Source organism: Serratia sp. BNK-17 (assembly GCF_048684935.1).
Classification (GTDB): Bacteria; Pseudomonadota; Gammaproteobacteria; order Enterobacterales; family Enterobacteriaceae; genus Serratia; species Serratia nematodiphila.
Genome location: NZ_JBLQTR010000001.1, coordinates 1,251,324 through 1,269,632, shown reverse-complemented (window position 1 = coordinate 1,269,632; position 18,309 = coordinate 1,251,324). Strand labels below are relative to the sequence as shown.

Below are 18,309 nucleotides of genomic sequence, written 5' to 3'. Positions count from 1 at the left end.
ACTGGTAAGTCATCAGCTGTCGCTCAAGACGTTGGCCCGCTCGCGTGGCAACGGATGCTTAAGAGATGGCATCGCTTTCTGATATACCCTATGAATTTCAAGTTGTAGCTAGGCGGCCAGCTCGTGAGTCCCCAGGCGCTTACTTGAGTAAGTAACTGGGGTGAGCGAGTGCAGTCAACAACGCTACAGCTTGAAAGGCGACGGGTAGAAGATTTTGCGTAATTCTCAACATCGAATGGGGAACAAGATGCGGATTAAAGCCTTACTGGGTCTTTCGGCAGCGATGCTGCTGGCGGGTTGCAGCACCACTCATGAACTGACCGCTGCGGGTCAGCAGATCAAGTTCACCGACAGCAAGCCGGCGGCGGAATGCCAGCTGCTGGGGGAAGTGACCGGCACCCAGAGCAACTGGCTGTCCGGCAACGGCGGTGAAGGCAGCTCCATGCGCGGTGCGGCCAACGATCTGCGCAACAAGGCAGCGGCGATGGGCGGCAACGTCATTTACGGCGCCAACAGCCCAAGCCAGAACCTGCTCTCCAGCTTCGCGCCGCTGGACAGCAAAATGGTCGGCCAGGTTTACAAGTGCCCGTAAGGCGCTGAGGCCAAACGCCGCACAGAGATAAAAAAGAGGAATGCCACGGCATTCCTCTTTTCGTTCCATCAGGCCATGTGGCGCGCATCACTCCTGCATCAGGCGCAGGTCGATCGGTGTTTTGCTCGGTTCGCCGCCCACTTCACGCGTCAGGCGCGGCACCAGATAACCGGACACCTTGCTCAGCAGCGCCTGCATGATGACGCGCGCTTCATCGTCGCTGACCATGAAGTGCGCCGCGCCCTGCACCTTGTCCAGCACGTGAATGTAGTAGGGCAGGATGCCGGCGTCGAACAGCGCGTTGCTGAGCGCGGCCAGCGTGTCGGCGTCATCGTTGACGTCGCGCAGCAGCACGCTTTGATTGAGCAGCGTGACGCCGGCGAGGCGCAGCTGGGCCATGGCGCTCTGCAGCTCGCGGTCGATTTCGTTGGCGTGGTTGATGTGCGTGACCATCAGCACCTGCAGGCGCGAGGCCGACAGCAGGCGGCACAGCGCCGGCGTAATGCGCGCCGGGATCACCACCGGCAGACGGGTGTGAATGCGCAGGCGTTTCAGGTGCGGGATGGCTTCCAGCTCGCCGATCAGCCACTCCAGCTCACTGTCTTTGGCCATCAGCGGATCGCCGCCGGAAAAAATGATCTCGTCCAGTTCCGGGTGTTGGCGGATATAATCCAGCGCCTGCCGCCAGTTGTTCTTGTTGCCCTGATTATCCTGATAGGGGAAGTGGCGGCGGAAGCAGTAACGGCAGTTGACCGCACAGCCGCCCTTGACCAGCAGCAACGCGCGATTGCGGTATTTGTGCAGCAGGCCCGGCACCACGCTGCGCTGTTCATCCAGCGGATCGGTGGTGAACCCTGGGGCGTTGATGAACTCCTCTCTGGCGGTCAGCACCTGGCGCAGCAGCGGGTCGTTGGCATCGCCGGGGCGCATGCGCGCAGCGAAGGCGCGCGGCACGCGCAGGGCAAACAGCCGACGGGCATCGCGCCCCTGCGGCAGTTCCGGGTGCGTATTCAGTGACAAAAGCTGCAGTAATTCATCGGGATCGGTAATAACATCGGCGAGTTGATGCAACCAATCTTCTCTATGTGCCGTACTTTGGGTTATAATGTGTGCCATTTTTTTGGCTAAGCTACCAGTTCAAATATTCAGAGGGCCATCATGGCGACTTATTCTAGCAACGATTTCCGTCCGGGTCTTAAAATCATGTTCGAGGGCGAACCTTACGCCGTCGAAGCCAGTGAGTTCGTTAAGCCGGGCAAAGGCCAGGCGTTCGCGCGCGTGAAAATGCGCCGTCTGCTGACCGGCACCCGCGTGGAAAAAACCTTCAAGTCTACCGATTCTTGCGAAGGCGCAGACGTGATGGACACCAACATGAACTACCTGTACAGCGACGGTGAGTTCTACCACTTCATGCACCCTGAGTCTTTCGAACAGCATCAGGTTGACGGCAAAACCGTCGGCGACGCGGCCAAATGGCTGCAGGATAACGCAGAGTGCATCATCACCCTGTGGGATGGCCGTCCAATCGCCGTTCAGCCGCCGAACTTCATCGAAGCGGAAATCACCGATACCGATCCTGGCCTGAAAGGCGATACCGCAGGGACTGGCGGCAAGCCGGCGACCCTGAGCACCGGCGCCGTGGTAAAAGTGCCGTTGTTCGTCCAGATCGGCGAAGTGATCAAGGTTGACACTCGCTCTGGCGAATACGTCTCTCGCGTCAAGTAAGTTTCAAAACAGAGGAACCTCCGCGGTTCCTCTGTTTTATCCCATCCCCGTTCGTTGGCAGAAAATCCGCATGTTCAAGAAAACGCTGTTGGCCGTGCTCTCCCTGTTGTTCCTTTTCTCCCTCAGCAGTTGCAATACGTTTCGCGGTTTCGGCGAAGACGTTCAGCATCTCGGCGGCGCCATCTCCCGCACGGCCAGCTGAACCCGCCTTTAACCCGATGTATTTGCGCCACAAAGCCGGTCTCGATCCCACACCCTCCGTCAATTTTGACTACGCTTAGAAAGCCGTACTTTTTCATCAACGACCAATAAGGACTTTCTTATGCTGAAGAAAAGTATTATCGCGATCTTCTCTTTGATGATTTTGAGCTCGCTGACCGCCTGCAATACCACCCGCGGTGTGGGTGAAGACATTCAGGCCGGCGGCAAGGCTATTCAGCGCAGCGCGGAATAATCCGCATTCCACCCGGCGGCATTCCGGCTGCGGAGAGCCGCCACATTTCTATCCCTTGCCTGAGCGTTAACGCTGCTGCTATCCTGCCGCAGTGCGGGTGAGGTTACCCGTCATGCATCACCTCGCTAAACGGGACGACCCGTTTACGCGTCATTTTATCGGGGACGACCCCAGTGGTAGGGAGGCCGTCTCATGGCCTGGATTATTCTGCTTATCGCCGGTTTGCTCGAAGTGGTTTGGGCTATCGGTCTGAAATACACCCACGGTTTTACCCGGCTGACGCCGAGCATCATCACCATCGCCGCGATGGTGGTCAGCATGTTGCTGTTGGCCAACGCCATGAAAACGCTGCCCGCCGGCACCGCTTATGCGGTGTGGACCGGTATCGGCGCGGTGGGCGCGGCGATCATGGGCATGGTGCTGTTGGGCGAATCGACCAATATCGCGCGCATCATCAGCCTGTGCCTGATCGTGGTCGGCATACTCGGGCTGAAGTTCAGCAGTCACTGATCGGCGGACTGCTGCACCCAGATCAGCTTATCGGTGGCGAAACCGTAGCCTTTGGCTGTCTGCAATAAACGGTCGCGCACGGCGGCGTCAAGCGTCGGCGTGCGCGACAGGATCCATAGATAGTCGCGGTTTGGGCCGCAAACCAGCGCGTAGCGATACGCCGGATCCAGGGCAATCACGTTGTAGCCGCCATAGAAGGGGCCGAAGAACGACACTTTCAGCGCCGCGACCTGCGGTGAACCGATAAAGTAGGCTTTGCCTTCGCTTTCTTGCCATTGCTGTTTCTGCGGATTGAAGCCGCGATTGATGACTTTCAGTCCGCCGTCGGCACGCGGGCTGTAGTGGGCGGTCACCTGCTGTAAACCGCGTTCGAAGCGATGATCCAGACGTGCAATCTCATACCAGGTGCCGAGATAGCGCTGGCTGTCGAAAGGGGTCACGACCTTGATGTCTTTAGGCGGGGAGATGCTGCAAGCGACGGAAAGCAGGGCGGAAAGCATGACGCTAAGCTTTGACCATAAACGCATCGGTGACTCCTGTTTACCGGGGGCGAGTAGACAGTGTAGCCGATGAGAAAAGGGCGGCCAACGGGCGTTGGCCACCCGAGCGGTTTACAGCGTGACGACGCCGATGACGGTGACCACGCTGAGGATTGCTGCCAGACCGTAGAACACCCACTTGCCGGCCGGCACGTGGATCTTCAGATCGTGCATCGCATGGTGGATGCGGTGCAGGCCGCACCACAGCGGCAGAATGATCATCAGCAGCAGGAACAGGCGGCCGATCAGGCTCTGGCAGAACGCCAGCACGCGCTCGTAACCCAGCGCTTCACCGGGGAACAGCCCCAGCGGCAGCAGAATGCCGACCAGCAGCACGATGGCCGGCGCGACGATCGCGCCCCACATGCCGCCGGCGCCGAACAATCCCCAGAAAACCGGCTCGTCGGAGCGTTTAGGTGCTTGATTTATCATGTTTCCTCCGGATTAGATCAGGGCCACGGCCAGGATGACCACGCTGACGACGATGGTGACGGCCCACAGCCCTTTCACGATGGGGTCCGGCCCCATTTTCTCGCTGTTGACCACGATATTGGCGGCCTTCGGCGCCAGATCGAACCAGGTTTTGGTGTGCAGCGCCGCCGCCAGCAGGGCGACGACGTTGATCAACAGCACCAGCGGATTCTGCAAGAAACCGACGAAGCCGGCCCAGCTCTCGGCGCCGCCCTTCAGCGCGAACACGCCGTAGAGCAGCACGATGCTGAACCACACCGCCAGCACTGAGGTACCTTCGCGCAGCATGTAGAAACGGTAGAAGCCGAGCTTTTGCCACCAGGTGGGCGTCATGGTGCGCACATAGGGCTTACGTTGAGTTGTCATGGCAATTTTTCTCCCTTATTGCGGCTTCAGCATGGCGATCATGAAGTCTTTGGCGCTCTCCACCTTGCCCTGCTGGATGGCGGCGGCGGGATCGACGTGTTTCGGACAGACTTCAGAGCAATAGCCGACGAAGGTGCAGCTCCAGACGCCGTTTTGGCCGTTGAGCTGCGGCATGCGCTGTTTCTTGCCGTGGTCGCGGTTGTCCAGGTTATAGCGGTGCGCCAGCGTGATCGCCGCCGGGCCGATAAACTCGGGGTTGAGGCCGAACTGCGGGCACGCGGCGTAGCACAGGCCGCAGTTGATGCAGCCGGAGAACTGGTGGTATTTGGCCATCTGCGCCGGGGTCTGCACGTTCGGGCCATCCTCCGGTTTGCGATCGTTGCCGATGATGTACGGTTTGATCGCCTCCAGGCTCTCGATGAAGTGGGTCATGTCCACCACCAGATCGCGCTCGATCGGGAAGTTGCCCAGCGCTTCGACCTTCATGCCGCCGACGTAGTCGCGCAGGAAGGTTTTGCACGCCAGCTTCGGCACGCGGTTGACCATCATGCCGCAGGAGCCGCAGATCGCCATGCGGCACGACCAGCGGTAGGAGAGGTCTGGCGCCAGGTTATCCTTGATGTAGCCCAGAGCATCAAGCAGCGAGGTCTGTTCATCATAAGGCACGGCGTAAGTGACGAAATGCGGCTCGGCGTCACTTTCCGGGTTATAGCGCATGACGTCGATCTTCAGGGTTTGCATCTCAGCCATTTGCCTGCTCCTTATTCTTTTTCTCCTGCGCTTCGGCTTCTGCGCCGTAGACGCGTTTGGCCGGCGGCAGCTTGGTGATTTTCACGTCGCTGTATTCGAGACGCGGCGCGCCCTGCGGGTTATGGAACGCCAGCGTATGCTTGAGGAAGTTGACGTCGTCACGCTCGGTGCAGCCTTCGTCCAGGCGCTGGTGGGCGCCGCGCGACTCTTTGCGGTTAAATGCGGAGTGCGCCATGCATTCGGCGACGTCCAGGCCGTAGCCCAGCTCGATGGTGTACAGCAGATCGGTATTGAACACGCTGGAGTTGTCGGTGATTTTGACGCGTTTGAAGCGCTCTTTCAGCTCGGCCAGCTTATCGATGGTTTTTTGCATCAGCTCCGGCGTGCGGTAGATGCCGCAACCTTCTTCCATCGACAGCCCCATTTCGTCGCGGATCTTCGCCCAGTTTTCGTTGCCTTCCTGCTTCATCAGGTTGCTCAGGCGGGTTTCGACGTCGCGGGTTTGCGCATCCAGCGCGGCGCCGTTGGCTGGCGCGGTTTCCAGCGCGCGGCGCGCCGCGTGCTCACCAGCGACGCGGCCGAATACCACCAGTTCCGCCAGCGAGTTGGAGCCGAGACGGTTGGCGCCGTGCAGGCCGACGGAGGAACATTCGCCGACCGCGAACAGCCCCTTGATGCGGGTTTCGCAGTTCTGGTCGGTTTCGATGCCGCCCATGGTGTAGTGCGCGGTAGGGCGCACTGGGATCGGATCCTTCACCGGATCGACGCCGACGTAGGCTTTGGCCAGTTCACAGATGAACGGCAGCCGTTCCAGCAGCTTTTTCTCGCCCAGGTGGCGCAGATCGAGGTAGACCACGTCGCCGCGTGGGGTGGCGATGGTGCGGCCGGCGCGCCATTCGTGCCAGAAGGCCTGGGACACTTTGTCGCGTGGGCCCAGCTCCATGTATTTGTTCTTCGGCTCGCCCAGCGGGGTTTCCGGGCCCATGCCGTAGTCTTGCAGGTAGCGGTAGCCGTCTTTGTTCACCAGGATGCCGCCTTCGCCGCGGCAGCCCTCGGTCATCAGGATGCCGGAACCGGGCAGGCCGGTCGGGTGATACTGCACGAACTCCATGTCGCGCAGCGGTACGCCGTGGTGGAACGCCATGCCCATGCCGTCGCCGGTGACGATGCCGCCGTTGGTGTTGTAGCGGTAAACGCGCCCGGCGCCGCCGGTGGCCATCACCACCGCGTTGGCGCGGATCTGCACGCGGGTGCCTTCCATCATGTTGAGCGCCACTAGGCCGCGCGCCTGGCCGTCATCCACCAGGATATCCAGTACGAAGTGCTCGTCGAAGCGTTGAATTTGCGGGTATTTCAGCGAGGTCTGGAACAGGGTGTGCAGCATGTGGAAGCCGGTCTTGTCGGCGGCGAACCAGGTGCGTTCGATCTTCATGCCGCCGAAACGCCGCACGTTGACCGAACCGTCCGGTTTGCGGCTCCACGGGCAGCCCCATTGTTCGAGCTGGGTCATCTCGCGCGGGCACTGATGCACGAAGTGATCGACCACGTCCTGCTCGCACAGCCAGTCGCCGCCGGCGACGGTGTCGTGGAAGTGGTAGTCGAAGGTATCGTGATCCTGAGTGACGGCGGCGGAGCCCCCCTCGGCGGCGACCGTGTGGCTGCGCATCGGGTAGACCTTCGAGATCAGCGCGATTTTCAGTTGGGGATTGGCTTCCGCTGCGGCTATTGCTGCACGTAAACCAGCGCCCCCGGCCCCAATAATGGCAAGATCGGCGTTAAAGGTTTGCACTGCATTCCTCCAATGTTCTTGTTAAGAACGGCAAGTTAAATATCTATGCTTAAAATTTAGCGAACTCTTCGGGTGCTAACTAATTGAACCGATTAATGTTGCTTAAAGGTTAAGGATAGATATCTCCCACCAATAATGGGGAATTAACTATACCTAAAGTTAAGTAGTCGAAATTTGATGTGATCGATTGTTTTGTCGATTAACGCTTGCCCAACAGGCTTGCCTGCCTTTTCGCGCGTTCGGCGTGCTTTACCCTTTTTAACGCGCTTTTGCCGCCTATTTATCGGAAATTGGCGTTATGGCCGGTTGCGCATCGTGAAGAATTTGTTTGGCTGCAAGGATGCGAGTAGACTGCATCCCCTGTTTGATTTCGGAGTTAATTACCATGAGCGAAACGGCAAGCTGGCAGCCTAGTGCACCTATCGCCAATTTGTTGAAACGCGCAGCGATTCTGGCTGAGATCCGGCGTTTCTTCGCCGATCGTGGCGTGCTGGAAGTTGAGACGCCCACCATGAGCCAGGCGACGGTCACCGACGTTCACCTGTTCCCGTTCGAGACGCGTTTCGTCGGGCCGGGGGCGGCAGAGGGCCTGACGCTATACATGATGACCAGCCCGGAATATCACATGAAGCGCCTGCTGGCGGCGGGCAGCGGCCCGATCTACCAAATGGGGCGCAGCTTCCGCAATGAAGAGGCCGGGCGGCACCATAACCCCGAATTCACCATGCTGGAGTGGTACCGTCCGCACTACGACATGTACCGCCTGATGAATGAGGTGGACGATTTGCTGCAACAGGTGCTGGACTGCGAGAGCGCGGAGACCCTGTCTTATCAGCAGGCGTTCCTGCGCCATCTGGACATCGATCCGCTGTCGGCGGAGAAGGCGCAGCTGCGTGAAGCGGCGGCCAAACTCGATCTGAGCAACATCGCCGATACCGAAGAAGATCGCGATACGCTGCTGCAGCTGCTGTTCACCGTGGGCGTGGAACCGCATATCGGCCGTGAAAAACCGGCGTTCGTTTACCACTTCCCGGCCAGCCAGGCGGCGTTGGCGGAGATCAGCACCGAAGACCACCGCGTGGCGGAGCGTTTCGAGGTGTACTTCAAGGGCATCGAGCTGGCGAACGGTTTCCGCGAGCTGACCGACGGCCGTGAACAACAGCAGCGCTTCGAGCAGGACAACCGCAAACGCGCGGAGCGCGGCCTGCCGCAGCAACCGATCGACTACAACTTGTTGGCGGCGTTGCAGCACGGCATGCCGGAGTGTTCCGGCGTAGCGCTGGGCGTGGATCGTCTGGTGATGCTGGCGCTGGGCGCCGAGAGCCTGAGCGACGTGTTGGCCTTCCCGGTCGGGATCGCCTGACGTTTCAGGCGGTGAGAAAAGCAAAAAGGGTCGGCAAATGCCGGCCCTTTTTTTATCGCGAGAATCCCTTACAGCCCTCCGGCGTCGCGCTTGGTGTTCGGCGCCGGCGTAGACGGCGGCGTACGGCCGTTGTTGGTCAACCGCGACAGCGTCTCGGTGCGCACCTGGAACGGCGGGTACGGCAGCGTGATGCCGTGCTCGCGATAGCCCGCCAGGATCAGCTGGTGGATCTCGTGGCGCAGCGGCATGCGGTGGCCCATCTCGGCGGCGTAAATACGCATCTCGAAGATCTGGATGCCCTGTTGCAGATCGACCAGGTAAACCTCCGGCGCCGGATTATCCAGCACCAGCGAGCAGCGCTCGGCGGCGTTCATCAGGATCTTGGTCACCTCCTCGCTGTTGGCTTCGCCCGGCGCCGGTACGGTCAGCACCACACGGGTCAGGGTGTCCGACAGCGACCAGTTGACGAACTGTTCGGTGATGAACGCTTTGTTCGGCACGATGATCTCTTTGCGATCCCAGTCCGAAATGGTGGTGGCGCGGGTATTGATCTTGGTGACGGTGCCGGTCAGGTTGCGGATCGTCACGGTGTCGCCGATGCGGATCGGTTTCTCGAACAGGATGATCAGGCCGGAGATGAAGTTGGAGAAGATCTCCTGCATGCCGAAGCCCAACCCCAGACTGAGCGCGGTAACCACCCACTGCAGTTTTGACCATTCGATGCCGATCCAGGCGAAGCTGAGCACCGCGCCGAACAGCAGCAGCAAGTACTTGGTGATGGTGGTGATGGCGTAGCCGGTGCCCGGCGACAGATCCAGGTGCTGCAGCACCGCCAGCTCCAGCAGCGCCGGCAGGTTGCGCACCAGCTGCATGGTGATGATCAGCACCAGAATAGCGATCAGCACCGCGCCGAGGGTGATCGGATGGGCGGTCTCTACGCCGTTGACCGTCGAAGTCACGTCCCACAGCGAGATGTTTTCCAGGAAGGCGAACGCGGAGTGGATCTCGGACCACAGCACGATCACCGACACCAGCGCGATCAGCGTCAGGATCGACCGCACCAGCCGCAGCGACTGGGCGCTGATGGTGTCCAGATCGAAGTCCGAATCGTCCGGATCGATGGCGCCTTCGGTGCTGTTCGGGGTGTGCGAGGTTTCGTCTTCGCCGCGGGCGCGCTGGGCCAGGATGTCGGCGCGGCGCTGTTTGGCGCGATCGAAGGCGATGCGCCGCCGTTGGATCAGCATCCAGCGGCGGATGATGTGGTAGATGACCAGCAACAGGAACCAGATCGCCACCGAGGTCTCCAGGCGCGCCAACAGCGCCTGCGCGGTGGTGAGGTAACCGACGGTCGACGCCAGCGCCGCCAGCAGCGGCGCCGACAGCAGCAGCCCCCAGAAGGCGCTGTTGAGCATGTTGTCGCCGGAGCCGTTTTTATCCAGATACAGCGGAATGCCGGCGCGTTTCAGGCTGTGGGTGACCAGCGCCAGCGCCAGACACAGCAGGATAAAGCACAGCCGTCCCAGCGTGTTGGCGAACTCGCGTTCTTTCAGGCTATCGAAGGTGATCAGCGCCATGATCAGCGGCACGATCAGCCAGATCGACATCTTGTAGTAGCGCATGGCGCGCGAAACCTGCTTCGCCGGCCAGCGGAAGTGCACGATGAACAGCCCCTGCGGGTGGGCGAAGGCGGCGCAGATCATGCAGATCCACAGGATCGGCAGCGTGGCGGTCACCCCTTTGCCGATCGCTTCCGCCACCGGGTAGTTCCAGGCGCTCTGCAGGCCGTAACCGAGCGCGGCCCACAGCACCGGCAGCGGCATCGCCACCAGAATCGACCAGAACACGGTGCGCACCGTGAGGAAGAATTCGTCCTGCGTCACCTTGCCGACGCGGCTGCTGGCGCGCTCGAGGAAGGCGTGATAGTGCTTGCGTGAACTGATGCTGAAAATCACCAGCAGCAGGGCGCCGAAGATCGGGATCAGCGTTTCGCGGCTGGTCACCATCATCATGAAGGCGCCGCCGAGCTGCGACAACGTGTCCAACGACAGGACGCGCGTTAGATCGTGCGCCACGTTGAGCGGATAAGAGAAGTTGATCGGATTGACGTCCGGCACCCAGAACAGATAGCGGTGGGTGGCGTCGCGAATTTCGTTCAACGCTTCGATCAGTTGGGTGTTGGCCACCTTCAGCTTGGTCAGCTCGAGGATTTGGGTGTCGCAACCGGACAGCAGCGAGTTCAGCAGCTCGCGCTGGGTGCGCAGCTGGGCATCGACGATGCGCTGCTCCTGGCTGGTCAGCGCGCTGCCGTCGTCGCGTTTGAATTCGCGCTGCGACAGCTTTTCCAGCTGATTCTCAAACTGCAGGCGCTGCACGCGCAGCTGGGCCATGTCGCCGTCCAGCTGTTGCGGCTTGGGCATTTCCGGCAGCGTCGCCACCTGGGCGCGCAGGGTTTCCCCCAGCGCCGACGACGAGCCGAGCCACTGGGCCTGTTCGATGATGGTGCTCAGCGCCTGGCGCACCTGCAGCGTCTGCGCCGCCGCCTGCCGCTGCTGCGACGAAATCAGATCCATGCGCTGCGCCTGGCTGTTCAGCGCGGCGGACAGTTCGCGGTTGATCTGCAACTGTTGGCTGATGCTTCTTGGCAAGTCGCCGTTCTGCTCGGCCAACTGCTCGGTTCTTTCCAGCGCCAGTTCCGCTTCGCGTTGGCGCTGGGCATTGAGGTTGTTGCGCAGCGCCTGCAGCTGCACGTCTATTTTCTCGTGGCGCTTTTTATAGACCTCGGCGCGCATGCGCGCCAGCTCCTGCCGGTTGTTGGCCGACAGTTGCGCCAGCTCCAGCTCGTCCACTTTGGCTTTGCGCGCCGCCGCTTCGGTCTGCAGCAGGGCCAGGGCGGCCTGCGCGTACGGGGTGGTCGGGTTGGCAGGCTGCGCCTGCAGGCGGCGCTGCACTTCCGTCAGCGCACGGCGAGCGTCGGTCTGCTGCTGCGGCAACTGGCCGAGCGAATCGCTGATTTCCCGCGTGCGATCCTGCTCTTGCTGCAGCAGGCGCGCCTGTTCCAGCAGCAGGCTGCTGGTTTGCAGGATCTGCTGTTCCAGCTCGGCGGCCGGCAGATCGTCGCCGTTCGGCAGGATCTTGTTGCTTTCCAGCACCAGCTGACGGCGCAGTTCCTGCGTCATCTTCGGGAAATCGTCGATCACCCTCTGATACTGCTCGGAGCGAGTCTGCGACTCTTTGCGCTCCGTCAGCCAGTTGAGGGCGCTTTGCAGCGCCTCGGTGGTTTCCGCCTGATTCGGCGCGTTTTTGCTGCTTTCCGCCTGCTTCAGCTCCTGTTTGAGCTGGGTCTCGGTCGGCACGGGGGCGGCCAGCGCCGGTTGCCACAACAGGCAACCGAGCAAAAGCGTGATGAAAAGGCGCACGGCGTCGATTCCTTTAGATCGGGGTCTGTGGTGTTTCAGCGGCGGCCGGGATTTCGGCGAAGGCTTCACCCATGCGGGTGACGGTGCCGTTATGCAGCTGCGGCGCAAACTGCACGCTGCCTGCGGTAAACAGGTTGATCACCGTGGAGCCGAGTTTGAAACGGCCCATCTCGGCGCCTTTTTCCAATGTGATGGCGCCTTCTTCACCAGCGGCCGGGTAGGTCCAGCGCTTGATAATGCCTTCGCGCGGCGGCGTGACGGTGCCGGCCCAGACGGTTTCAATGCTGCCGACGATGGTGGCGCCGACCAGGATTTGCACCATCGGCCCGATGTCGGTGTCGAAGACGCAGATCACGCGCTCGTTGCGTGCGAACAGGTTAGGCACGTTGGCGGCGGTGAGCGGGTTGACCGAGAACAGATCGCCCGGCACATAGATCATTTCGCGCAGCACGCCGGCGCACGGCATGTGGACGCGGTGATAGTCGCGCGGCGCCAGGTAGGTGGTGGCGAACAGGCCGTTGCGGAACGGCTCGGCCAACAGATAGTTGCCGGCCAGCAGCGCTTCCAGGCTGTAGTGGTGGCCTTTGGCCTGGAAGATTTGGTCCTCGCGGATCGGGCCGAGCTGGCTGATGGCGCCATCGGCGGGCAGCGCCAGCCAGTTGGCGTCGGTGATGATCGGGCGCGCGCCATCGCGCAGCGGGCGCACGAAGAAGTCGTTGAAGGTGGCGTAAGACGCCAGGTCCGGGTTTTGCGCTTCCTGCATGTCCACGCGGTAGTAGCGGGCGAAGGTTTTGACCACCAGTTGGGTCAGCCAGCCGGCACGTTTGTCGGCGCCCCAGCCCGCCAGGCGGGTCAGCGCCAGCTTAGGCAGCCAATATTGCAGTTTAATCTTGATGCTATCCAGCACGTTAACCTCGTGAATCAGGGTAAAGGGCGCGCATTGTAACGAGGGCTCCGCCGTCGTCAATGCCCGCCCGTCAGTGTCAGTCTGCGGCGTCCGTGAAGTTCTTGCGAACCTTCACCTGCGCCATGCTTTCCAGAATGCGGTGGTAGTTGTCGAAACGCTCTTGCGCGATATCGCCTTTCTCCATCGCCGCGCGGATAGCGCAGCCGGGATCGGTATCGTGGCGGCAGTCGCGGAATTTGCAACCACCTAAATAATCACGGAATTCGACAAAGCCGCGGGTAATTTGTTCCGGCTCCAGGTGCCACAGGCCAAACTCGCGCACTCCGGGGGAGTCGATCACGTCGCCGCCGTGCTGGAAGTGGTACAGCCGCGCGGCGGTGGTGGTATGTTGCCCGAGGCCCGAGACGTCGGAAACCTGATTTACCAGAATTTGCTCTTCAGACGGCGGCAGCAGCGCGTTCAGCAGGCTGGATTTGCCGACCCCCGACTGGCCGGCGAAGATGCTGATGCGCCCGGCCAGCGCCTGTTCGAACTCCGTCATGCCTTCCCGCGTCTGGCTGGAGACTTCCAGCACCCGGTAGCCAATCTTGCGATAGATATCCATCATGCCGTCGACCAGCTTGCGCGCTTCGGCGTCCAGCAGGTCAATTTTGTTGAGCACGATCAGCGGCTCGACTTCGAGCGTTTCGCAGGCCACCAGATAGCGGTCGATGATGTTCAGCGACAGCTCGGGCAGGATCGCCGACACGATGACGATCTGATTGATATTGGCGGCGATCGGCTTCACGCCGTCATAGAAGTCCGGGCGCGTCAGCACCGAGGTGCGCTCGTGCACCGCTTCCACGATGCCCTTCACCCCTTCATGGGTGCCCAGGCCGGGGCGCCACACCACGCGATCGCCGGTGACCAGCGAACGCAGCGTGCGGCGGATGTTGCAGCGGTGCTGAGTGCCATCCGGCGCCTCAACGTCGGCGTGCATGCCGAAACGGCTGATGACGACGCCTTCCTGCGGCTCGCCCAGTTGGGAATCATCCGGTTCCGGTTTGTTATCGGCGCGCTTCAAACGGCGCTGATGGTTCGCCTGCACGCGGCGTTGCTGACCTTTGGACAGTTTGTTCTTACTCACTGCGCCTCACTTGAATCGGTTTTATACCTTTACGTATATGCACAGCCGCGGCGGGGAGTTGCCCCCGGCGCAGCCTTGAACCCGTCAGGGTATATGTCGCCCAAGGCGACCAAAAAGACTATGATACACGCTATTTTATATTAAATAACCGTTGTTAGCCGCCGGCTGCGGCGCGTCGCCACCGGCGGCGCCCGTCGTCTCGTCCGCACAGCGTTTTTCTCTCGGCTTTTAGGCAGGAAACATCATGACAGGAAACGAAAATAACCTGATTTGGATCGATTTGGAGATGACCGGGCTGGATCCCGAGCGTGACCGCATTATCGAGATCGCCACGCTGGTCACCGACGCCAACCTGAACATCCTGGCGGAAGGGCCGGTGATCGCCGTGCACCAATCCGACGAGCAGCTGGCCTTGATGGACGAGTGGAACGTGCGCACCCATACCGGCAGCGGGCTGGTGGAGCGGGTGAAAGCCAGCCGCCAGGACGATCGCGCCGCCGAGCTGGAAACCATCGCCTTCCTGCAGCAATGGGTGCCGGCCGGCAAATCGCCGATCTGCGGCAACAGCGTGGGCCAGGATCGCCGTTTCCTGTTCCGCTACATGCCGGAGCTGGAAGCCTATTTCCATTACCGCTACCTGGACGTCAGCACGCTGAAGGAACTGGCACGCCGTTGGAAGCCGGAAATTCTCGGCGGCTTTAAGAAGCAGGGCACCCATCAGGCGCTGGATGACATCCGCGAATCGGTGGCCGAACTGGCTTATTACCGCGAACATTTCATTCAGCTTTAAGGCGATGGCGGCCCCTGCGGGGAAAACACGCCGTTTTTAGCCGCTTAATTCGCCAATCTGGCGCTTTAATCGGCAATCAAACAAAAATCGCGTTTTTTTGCTTTCAGGGGCTTGCGGCAAAAAGGATTTCTCGTATAATGCGCACCCCGTACCGATGAAGAATTTCGTAACGTTCCACCATCGATACGCCGGGCGGGAATAGCTCAGTTGGTAGAGCACGACCTTGCCAAGGTCGGGGTCGCGAGTTCGAGTCTCGTTTCCCGCTCCAAATTCAACAATGTCGCGATGCGGCATGATGAATAAATAAAGCAGTATCAAGCAGTACCTATGCGACGCGGGAATAGCTCAGTTGGTAGAGCGCAACCTTGCCAAGGTTGAGGTCGCGAGTTCGAGCCTCGTTTCCCGCTCCAAAAATTCAAAGGTCACGCCAGTGTTTGGTGACCGGATGCCGAAAGCATCTCTATGCGGGAATAGCTCAGTTGGTAGAGCACGACCTTGCCAAGGTCGGGGTCGCGAGTTCGAGTCTCGTTTCCCGCTCCAATTTTCTCTTCGTTTCAAACTCAAGTCCAACGCCTTATCCGGCGCGGATTTTTGTCCCGTTTTACACGCCCGGTAAAAATGTTGTGAACAGAGTTATCCACAGCCTCTGCACATAAACTCGCCTGCCTGAAAAATCAACGTCATACAAATTAAATATTTATCTATTTGATTTATATGCTTATTTATTTATCCCAAAACGTTATGCCGATCACTTGCTCTTTTTGTTGCAGTTGAAAGACAACGTGTTTTTATTTTTATGCACAAATCCACAGAGTAAGGATGCCGGTGATGCGGCCGCGCGGCGCACGCCGTCAGGCGTCCCTCGGCAAACCTTTTTCCACAGCCCGTATCAGCCGTTTTTTCTGTGCCGTCTGCACCTCGATGCCCTGCGCTTCACGGCGAGCAAGCTGTTGCGCCAGCGCCCAGTGGATATGTTCGTCCAGCATGCTGTCCTGGCCCAAACGCGTGCGCAGCGCGAGCACGACGCCGTCCTCATAAGGCGCATTGCCCAGCGCCACGGCGATATTGCGCAACCAGCGCAGGTGGCCGATGCGGCGTATCGCCGAGCCTTCGGTGATGCGCAGGAATTTTTCTTCTGTCCAGTTGAACAGATCGATCAGCTGCGGCGCATGCAGTGCGGCGCGCGGGCTGAAATCGTCTTCGTCAGTGAGCTGCGAAAAGCGATTCCACGGGCAGATCAGCTGGCAGTCGTCGCAGCCGTAGATGCGGTTGCCGAGCAGCGGGCGGAATTCTTCCGGGATCGCGCCTTCCAGCTCGATGGTGAGGTAGGAGATGCAGCGCCGGGCGTCGACGGTATAGGGGGCGACGATGGCGCCGGTCGGGCAAGTGGTGATGCAGGCGACGCAGCGGCCGCACTGTTCTTCCTGCGGCTGATCCACCGGCAGCGGCAAATCGATCAGCAACTCGCCGAGGAAAAACCACGACCCGGCTTCACGGTTGAGAATTAGTGAGTGTTTACCAACCCAGCCGATGCCCGCCTTGGCGGCCAGCGCGCGCTCCATCACCGGCGCAGAATCGACAAAGGGGCGGAAATTCAACTCGCCGCAGTATTCCTGGATCTGATCGCCCAGTTTTTTCAGGCGCTGGCGCAACAGCTTGTGATAGTCACGCCCCAGCGCGTAGCGGCTGACGTAGCCCAGTTGCGAATTCTGCAAGGTGCTGGCGAACGCCGCCTTGGCCGGCAGGTAGTTCATGCGCACGCTGATCACTCGCAGCGTGCCCGGCAACAGTTCGTGAGGGCGTGCGCGCAACATGCCGTGGCGCGCCATCCATTCCATCTCGCCGTGGTACTGCTTGTCGAGCCAGGCCTGCAGCTTCGGCTCTTCAAGGCTCAGATCGGTATCGCAGATGCCAACCTGCTGGAATCCTAGCGATTGCCCCCATTGCTTGATATGTTGGGCGAGTTGATGAAGATCGAGGGGGTGCGTCATGACGGGCCACAGTGAAAAAGCATACGCTGATAGTTTACCACACTCTGTCTGGCCTGCGGATTGGATCCGTCGCTCGGAACCCGCGGCGGCGGCCTCGCTCGGTATTTCTCTTTACGATTTGATGCAGCGCGCCGGTCAGGCGGCCTACGCGCTGGCGCGCAACGCGTACCCCTCCCGCGACCATTGGCTGGTGCTGTGTGGCCACGGCAACAACGGCGGCGACGGCTATGTGGTGGCGCGCCTGGCGAAGGCGGCGGGCGTGCAGGTGACGCTGATCGCCTGCGAAGGCGCACGTCCTTTGCCACCGGAAGCCGCAGCGGCTCGCGAGGCCTGGCAAGCTGCAGGCGGCGACATTCTGCCGGCGAACAGCCGCTGGCCGGCGTCTGTTTCGCTCATTATCGACGGCTTGCTGGGCACTGGCCTTGGCAGCACGCCGCGTGCGCCTTTTGATGCGCTGATTGAGGCCGCCAACCGCCATTCGGCGCCGGTGGTGGCGCTCGATATCCCGTCCGGCCTGCTGGCGGAAAGCGGCGCGGCGCCAGGCGCGGTGGTGCGTGCCGCGCACACCGTCACGTTCATCGGCCTCAAACCGGGGCTGCTGACCGGCCAGGCGCGCGACTGGGTCGGGCAACTTCATCAGAATGCGCTAGGCTTATCGGGTTGGTTGGCGAAGCAACCGGAGCAGATTCAGCGGCTTACCGCCGAGGTGTTGCCGCGCTGGCTGCATCCGCGCCGCCCCTGCGCGCATAAGGGCGAGCATGGCCGCCTGCTGTTGGTGGGCGGCGATAGCGGTTTCGGTGGCGCCATTCGCATGGCGGCGGAGGCGGCGCTGCGCAGCGGGGCTGGATTAGTGCGAGTGCTTACTCACATTGATCATGTTGCGCCGCTGCTGGCGGCCAGGCCGGAGCTGATGGCGCAGGCGCTGGACGAGGCGACGCTGCGGCAGGCGATGCAATGGGCGGATGTGCTGGTGATTGGCCCGGGGCTGGGCCAGGCTGAGTGGGGCAAAAACGCCTTGAGCGTGCTGCAAACCAGCGATAAACCAGCCTTGTGGGACGCCGATGCGCTGAACTTGCTGGCATTAAATCCCGAGAAACGGCAGAATCGCGTGATGACTCCGCATCCTGGAGAGGCGGCGCGGCTGTTGAGCTGCAGCACTGCCGACATCGAGAGTGATCGCTTACTTGCCGTGCGCAAGCTGACGGCGCGCTACGGCGGCGTGGCGGTGCTGAAAGGCGCCGGTACGCTGATCGCCGATGAGCAGGGGCAGATGGCGATCGCCGACGTCGGCAACGCCGGCATGGCCTCCGGCGGCATGGGTGATGTGCTGTCGGGCATCATCGGCGGTTTGCTGGCGCAAAAGCTCCCGCTGTATGATGCCGCCTGTGCGGGCTGCGTCGTGCATGGCGCGGCCGGCGATCGCGTAGCGGAAAGACAAGGAACAAGAGGCATGTTGGCGACCGATTTACTGCCGGACATCCTTCATTTCGTTAATCCTGAGTGGGCAAAATAGACTTTAT

18 protein-coding genes and 3 tRNA genes are annotated in these 18,309 nt (G+C 60.9%); 11 read left to right on the top strand and 10 right to left on the bottom strand.

Annotated features, from left to right (window positions below):
* The first annotated feature begins 247 nt into the window (after positions 1-247).
* Entirely contained in the window at positions 248-592 is a 345-nt protein-coding gene (locus ACMGF7_RS06165; protein WP_025305007.1) for a DUF4156 domain-containing protein, read from the top strand.
* A gap of 87 nt (positions 593-679) precedes the next feature.
* Here the strand turns inward: ACMGF7_RS06165 and epmB are convergent, their stop codons facing one another.
* Positions 680-1,708 carry an EF-P beta-lysylation protein EpmB gene (gene epmB, locus ACMGF7_RS06160; protein ID WP_164095951.1) on the bottom strand — a complete coding sequence of 343 codons (1,029 nt, stop codon included), beginning with the start codon at positions 1,706-1,708 and terminating at the stop codon, positions 680-682.
* 42 nt (positions 1,709-1,750) lie between these two features.
* Here epmB and efp point away from each other — a divergent pair, with 42 nt between their 5' ends.
* From efp to sugE, 4 genes are all read left to right on the top strand, one after another.
* A complete protein-coding gene (gene efp, locus ACMGF7_RS06155; protein ID WP_004929666.1) occupies positions 1,751-2,317 on the top strand; it encodes an elongation factor P in 567 nt (188 codons plus the stop codon).
* 70 nt (positions 2,318-2,387) lie between these two features.
* Positions 2,388-2,519 carry an entericidin A/B family lipoprotein gene (locus ACMGF7_RS06150; RefSeq protein WP_004929667.1) on the top strand — a complete coding sequence of 44 codons (132 nt, stop codon included), beginning with the start codon at positions 2,388-2,390 and terminating at the stop codon, positions 2,517-2,519.
* Positions 2,520-2,639: 120 nt separating this feature from the next.
* A complete protein-coding gene (locus ACMGF7_RS06145; RefSeq protein ID WP_004929668.1) occupies positions 2,640-2,771 on the top strand; it encodes an entericidin A/B family lipoprotein in 132 nt (43 codons plus the stop codon).
* A 192-nt stretch (positions 2,772-2,963) separates the two neighbouring features.
* A complete protein-coding gene (sugE, locus tag ACMGF7_RS06140) occupies positions 2,964-3,281 on the top strand; it encodes a quaternary ammonium compound efflux SMR transporter SugE (protein WP_004929669.1) in 318 nt (105 codons plus the stop codon).
* Here the strand turns inward: sugE and blc are convergent.
* From blc to frdA, 5 genes are all read right to left on the bottom strand, one after another.
* Positions 3,275-3,808, bottom strand: a complete 534-nt coding sequence (gene blc, locus ACMGF7_RS06135) for an outer membrane lipoprotein Blc (RefSeq protein ID WP_049242684.1) — start codon at positions 3,806-3,808, stop codon at positions 3,275-3,277. The two genes, sugE and blc, sit on opposite strands and share 7 nt — an antisense overlap.
* An 84-nt stretch (positions 3,809-3,892) precedes the next feature.
* Positions 3,893-4,252, bottom strand: a complete 360-nt coding sequence (frdD, locus tag ACMGF7_RS06130; RefSeq protein ID WP_004929672.1) for a fumarate reductase subunit FrdD — start codon at positions 4,250-4,252, stop codon at positions 3,893-3,895.
* Between the two features lie 12 nt (positions 4,253-4,264).
* Positions 4,265-4,657: a fumarate reductase subunit FrdC gene (gene frdC / locus ACMGF7_RS06125; protein ID WP_049242689.1), complete on the bottom strand. Its 393-nt coding sequence runs from the start codon at positions 4,655-4,657 to the stop codon at positions 4,265-4,267.
* Between the two features lie 15 nt (positions 4,658-4,672).
* Entirely contained in the window at positions 4,673-5,407 is a 735-nt protein-coding gene (locus ACMGF7_RS06120; protein ID WP_004929676.1) for a succinate dehydrogenase/fumarate reductase iron-sulfur subunit, read from the bottom strand.
* On the bottom strand, positions 5,400-7,196 hold the full coding sequence (frdA, locus tag ACMGF7_RS06115) for a fumarate reductase (quinol) flavoprotein subunit (RefSeq protein WP_004929679.1): 1,797 nt from the start codon (positions 7,194-7,196) through the stop codon (positions 5,400-5,402). The genes ACMGF7_RS06120 and frdA overlap by 8 nt, the downstream gene beginning before the upstream one ends.
* 385 nt (positions 7,197-7,581) lie before the next feature.
* On the opposite strand from frdA, the gene epmA reads away from it, so the two are divergent.
* Complete coding sequence (gene epmA / locus ACMGF7_RS06110) at positions 7,582-8,559, top strand: elongation factor P--(R)-beta-lysine ligase (protein ID WP_004929681.1); 978 nt, start codon at positions 7,582-7,584, stop codon at positions 8,557-8,559.
* 68 nt (positions 8,560-8,627) lie between these two features.
* Here epmA and mscM read toward each other — a convergent pair whose 3' ends face one another.
* The 3 genes from mscM to rsgA all read right to left on the bottom strand — a co-directional run bounded on the left by mscM (position 8,628) and on the right by rsgA (position 14,008).
* Positions 8,628-11,975 (bottom strand): miniconductance mechanosensitive channel MscM, encoded by a 3,348-nt coding sequence (gene mscM / locus ACMGF7_RS06105; protein WP_049242695.1) that lies wholly within the window; start codon positions 11,973-11,975, stop codon positions 8,628-8,630.
* Between the two features lie 13 nt (positions 11,976-11,988).
* Positions 11,989-12,882 carry an archaetidylserine decarboxylase gene (gene asd / locus ACMGF7_RS06100; protein ID WP_049188083.1) on the bottom strand — a complete coding sequence of 298 codons (894 nt, stop codon included), beginning with the start codon at positions 12,880-12,882 and terminating at the stop codon, positions 11,989-11,991.
* Between the two features lie 76 nt (positions 12,883-12,958).
* Positions 12,959-14,008, bottom strand: coding sequence for a small ribosomal subunit biogenesis GTPase RsgA (rsgA, locus tag ACMGF7_RS06095; protein WP_049242696.1), 1,050 nt, complete (start codon positions 14,006-14,008; stop codon positions 12,959-12,961).
* A 244-nt stretch (positions 14,009-14,252) separates the two neighbouring features.
* Here rsgA and orn point away from each other — a divergent pair, with 244 nt between their 5' ends.
* The 4 genes from orn to ACMGF7_RS06075 all read left to right on the top strand — a co-directional run bounded on the left by orn (position 14,253) and on the right by ACMGF7_RS06075 (position 15,338).
* The gene (gene orn / locus ACMGF7_RS06090; RefSeq protein WP_004929689.1) at positions 14,253-14,798 is read left to right on the top strand and encodes an oligoribonuclease; all 546 of its coding nucleotides are present in this window, start codon (positions 14,253-14,255) and stop codon (positions 14,796-14,798) included.
* Between the two features lie 192 nt (positions 14,799-14,990).
* Positions 14,991-15,066 (top strand) — tRNA-Gly (locus ACMGF7_RS06085).
* Positions 15,067-15,132: 66 nt separating this feature from the next.
* A tRNA-Gly gene (locus ACMGF7_RS06080) sits at positions 15,133-15,208 on the top strand.
* 54 nt (positions 15,209-15,262) lie between these two features.
* Positions 15,263-15,338, top strand: a tRNA-Gly gene (locus ACMGF7_RS06075).
* A 311-nt stretch (positions 15,339-15,649) separates the two neighbouring features.
* On the opposite strand, the gene queG is transcribed toward ACMGF7_RS06075, so the two are convergent.
* Positions 15,650-16,789, bottom strand: a complete 1,140-nt coding sequence (gene queG, locus ACMGF7_RS06070) for a tRNA epoxyqueuosine(34) reductase QueG (RefSeq protein ID WP_049242993.1) — start codon at positions 16,787-16,789, stop codon at positions 15,650-15,652.
* Between queG and nnr the strand changes: the two genes are divergently transcribed.
* Positions 16,788-18,302, top strand: a complete 1,515-nt coding sequence (nnr, locus tag ACMGF7_RS06065; protein WP_197843166.1) for a bifunctional ADP-dependent NAD(P)H-hydrate dehydratase/NAD(P)H-hydrate epimerase — start codon at positions 16,788-16,790, stop codon at positions 18,300-18,302. The two genes, queG and nnr, sit on opposite strands and share 2 nt — an antisense overlap.
* The last annotated feature ends 7 nt before the right edge of the window (positions 18,303-18,309 follow it).

Coding starts and splice junctions, on each gene's coding strand:
- ACMGF7_RS06165 (WP_025305007.1), top strand. CDS start 248: ATGCGGATTAAAGCCTTACTGGGTCTTTCGGCAGCGATGCTGCTGGCG.
- epmB (WP_164095951.1), bottom strand. CDS start 1,708: ATGGCACACATTATAACCCAAAGTACGGCACATAGAGAAGATTGGTTG.
- efp (WP_004929666.1), top strand. CDS start 1,751: ATGGCGACTTATTCTAGCAACGATTTCCGTCCGGGTCTTAAAATCATG.
- ACMGF7_RS06150 (WP_004929667.1), top strand. CDS start 2,388: ATGTTCAAGAAAACGCTGTTGGCCGTGCTCTCCCTGTTGTTCCTTTTC.
- ACMGF7_RS06145 (WP_004929668.1), top strand. CDS start 2,640: ATGCTGAAGAAAAGTATTATCGCGATCTTCTCTTTGATGATTTTGAGC.
- sugE (WP_004929669.1), top strand. CDS start 2,964: ATGGCCTGGATTATTCTGCTTATCGCCGGTTTGCTCGAAGTGGTTTGG.
- blc (WP_049242684.1), bottom strand. CDS start 3,808: ATGCGTTTATGGTCAAAGCTTAGCGTCATGCTTTCCGCCCTGCTTTCC.
- frdD (WP_004929672.1), bottom strand. CDS start 4,252: ATGATAAATCAAGCACCTAAACGCTCCGACGAGCCGGTTTTCTGGGGA.
- frdC (WP_049242689.1), bottom strand. CDS start 4,657: ATGACAACTCAACGTAAGCCCTATGTGCGCACCATGACGCCCACCTGG.
- ACMGF7_RS06120 (WP_004929676.1), bottom strand. CDS start 5,407: ATGGCTGAGATGCAAACCCTGAAGATCGACGTCATGCGCTATAACCCG.
- epmA (WP_004929681.1), top strand. CDS start 7,582: ATGAGCGAAACGGCAAGCTGGCAGCCTAGTGCACCTATCGCCAATTTG.
- orn (WP_004929689.1), top strand. CDS start 14,253: ATGACAGGAAACGAAAATAACCTGATTTGGATCGATTTGGAGATGACC.
- nnr (WP_197843166.1), top strand. CDS start 16,788: ATGACGGGCCACAGTGAAAAAGCATACGCTGATAGTTTACCACACTCT.
- queG (WP_049242993.1), bottom strand. CDS start 16,789: ATGACGCACCCCCTCGATCTTCATCAACTCGCCCAACATATCAAGCAA.